Here is a 2,552-nt window from a genome sequence, read left to right as displayed (position 1 = left end):
ACCCGGGCCCCGGGCGAGGGGGAACACGGTGCACGGGACGAAGGCGCGCCCGACGACGACAAGGGCGACGACGGCGGGGTGGTCGCCGCTCTCACCGCCGCCCTGGCATCGCGGGGCGGACCGACCTTCGACGACGCGGTGGAGAACGTCGTCGTCCACAGGGGGCAGCTGGCCCTCCACGTCCGGCGCCGACACCTGCCGGCGGTCGCGCTGACCCTCCGGGACGACCCCGCGCTCCGCTTCGAGATGTCGCTCGGGGTGAGCGGGGTCCACTACCCCGGCGCCGTGGGACACGAACTGCACGTGGTCTACCCCCTGCAGTCGATCACCCACAACCGCCGGCTGCTGTTGGAGGTCTCGGCCCCCGATTCCGACCCCCACATCCCGTCCCTGACCAGGATCTACCCGACCACCGACTGGCACGAGCGCGAGACCTACGACTTCTTCGGCATCCACTTCGACGGGCACCCGTCGCTCACCCGCATCCAGATGCCGGACGACTGGGAGGGCCACCCGCAACGCAAGGACTACCCGCTCGGTGGGATCCCCGTGCAGTACAAGGGCGCGACCATCCCGCCCCCGGACCAGCGGAGGGCATACAGCTGATGGCCGACAGAACCGACTCGGACACCGTCCTCACCGCGACCGGACAGGACTGGGAGGCGATCAGCGACGCCGCACGCAGTGCCGACGACGATCGCATCGTCGTCAACATGGGCCCCCAGCACCCGTCGACGCACGGGGTGCTGCGGCTCATCCTCGAGATCGAGGGAGAGACCGTCACCCGTGCGAGCTGCGGGATCGGGTACCTGCACACCGGGATCGAGAAGAACCTCGAGTACCGCTACTGGACCCAGGGCGTCACCTTCGTCACCCGGATGGACTACCTCTCGCCGTTCTTCAACGAGGTCGCCTACTGCCTCGGGGTGGAGCGGCTGCTCGGGATCACCGACCAGGTGCCGGAACGGGCGTCGGTCATCCGGGTGATGCTCATGGAACTCAACCGGATCTCGTCGCACATGGTCGCCCTCGCCACCGGCGCCCTGGAGCTCGGTGCCAGCACCCCCATGCTGTTCGGGTTCCGCGAGCGGGAGATGGTCCTGGACGTCTTCGAAATCATCACCGGTCTGCGGATGAACCACGCCTACGTCCGGCCCGGCGGGGTGGTCCAGGACCTGCCCGACGAGGCGGTGCCCACGATCCGGGAGCTGCTGGACGTGATGCCCGGTCGCCTGCGCGAGATGGAGCTCCTCCTGCGCCAGAACCCGATCTGGAAGATGCGTCTCGAGGGCATCGGGTACCTGGACCTCACCGGGTGCATCGCCCTGGGCGTGACCGGGCCGGTGCTGCGCGCGAGCGGGCTGCCCCACGACGTGCGCCGGACCGATCCGTACTGCGGGTACGAGACCTACGAGTTCGACGTGGTGACGGGCTCGCACAGCGACTGCTACGACCGATTCGTCATCCGCGTGGACGAGATGAAGCAGTCCCTGAGGATCATCGAACAGTGTCTGGACCGGCTCGAGCCCGGCCCCGTGATGGTGGACGACCCCAAGATCGCGTGGCCCGCCCAGCTCAAGGTCGGTCCCGACGGCCTGGGAAACTCCCCCGACCACGTCCGCCACATCATGGACAGCTCGATGGAGGCACTCATCCATCACTTCAAGCTGGTCACCGAAGGGTTTGCGGTGCCCCCGGGACAGGTGTACGTGCCGGTCGAGTCGCCCCGCGGAGAGCTGGGCGTGCACATGGTCTCGGACGGCGGCACCCGCCCCTACCGCGTCCACTACCGGGACCCGTCGTTCACCAACCTGCAGGCGGTGGCCGCCATGTGCGAGGGCGGGATGCTCGCCGACGTGATCGCCGCCGTCGCCAGCATCGACCCGGTGATGGGGGGTGTGGACCGATGAGCGGCGAACCGGTCTTCCTGCAGTTCGGCCAGAAGCCCGATGAACCCGGGGCGATCGTCCACCCGGGCGCACGACGGAGCTACCCGGACGACGTCCGCGCGCGGTTGGCCGATGACGCCGCCGCGATCGTCGCCCGCTACCCGCAGGCCAGGTCTGCGCTGCTCCCGCTGCTCCACCTCGTCCAGGCCGAGGACGGGCACATCACGCCGGCCGGCGTCGAGTTCTGCGCACGGGTGCTGGACCTCACGGCGGCCGAGGTGATGGCGGTGGCGACCTTCTACTCGATGTACCGCCGCACGCCGACGGGCGACTACCTGGTGGGCGTGTGCACCAACACGCTCTGCGCGGTGATGGGCGGCGACGAGATCCTCGCCTCCCTCGCCGACCACCTGGGCCTCAAGGGCCCCGGCACCACCGACGACGGCCGGATCACCCTGGAGCACATCGAGTGCAACGCCGCCTGCGACTACGCGCCGGTGGTGATGATCAACTGGGAGTTCTTCGACGACCAGACCCCCGACTCGGCCCGCCGGGTGGTCGACGACCTGCGGGCCGGGCGGCCGGTGACCCCCACCCGCGGCGCCCCGCTGTGCACCTTCCGAGAGACCGCCCGCATCCTCGCGGGCTTCCCGGACACGCGTC

At 69.7% G+C, this 2,552-nt stretch carries 3 protein-coding genes; all 3 read left to right on the top strand.

Going from position 1 to position 2,552, the window contains the following annotated elements:
• The coding region (locus G6019_RS12725) for an NADH-quinone oxidoreductase subunit C (protein ID WP_241726027.1) at positions 1-606 on the top strand (606 nt) is incomplete at its 5' end.
• A complete protein-coding gene (nuoD, locus tag G6019_RS12720) occupies positions 606-1,910 on the top strand; it encodes an NADH dehydrogenase (quinone) subunit D (RefSeq protein WP_107755517.1) in 1,305 nt (434 codons plus the stop codon). The genes G6019_RS12725 and nuoD, both read left to right, overlap by 1 nt.
• Positions 1,907-2,552: NADH-quinone oxidoreductase subunit NuoE (gene nuoE / locus G6019_RS12715; RefSeq protein WP_182627735.1), on the top strand; the 646-nt coding region annotated here is incomplete at its 3' end. The genes nuoD and nuoE, both read left to right, overlap by 4 nt.

Source organism: Dietzia sp. DQ12-76, from assembly GCF_014145045.1.
In the GTDB taxonomy this organism is placed as follows: Bacteria; Actinomycetota; Actinomycetes; order Mycobacteriales; family Mycobacteriaceae; genus Dietzia.
Note: the sequence above shows the minus strand (reverse complement) of the source record. Positions and strands in the feature narration are given on the sequence as shown.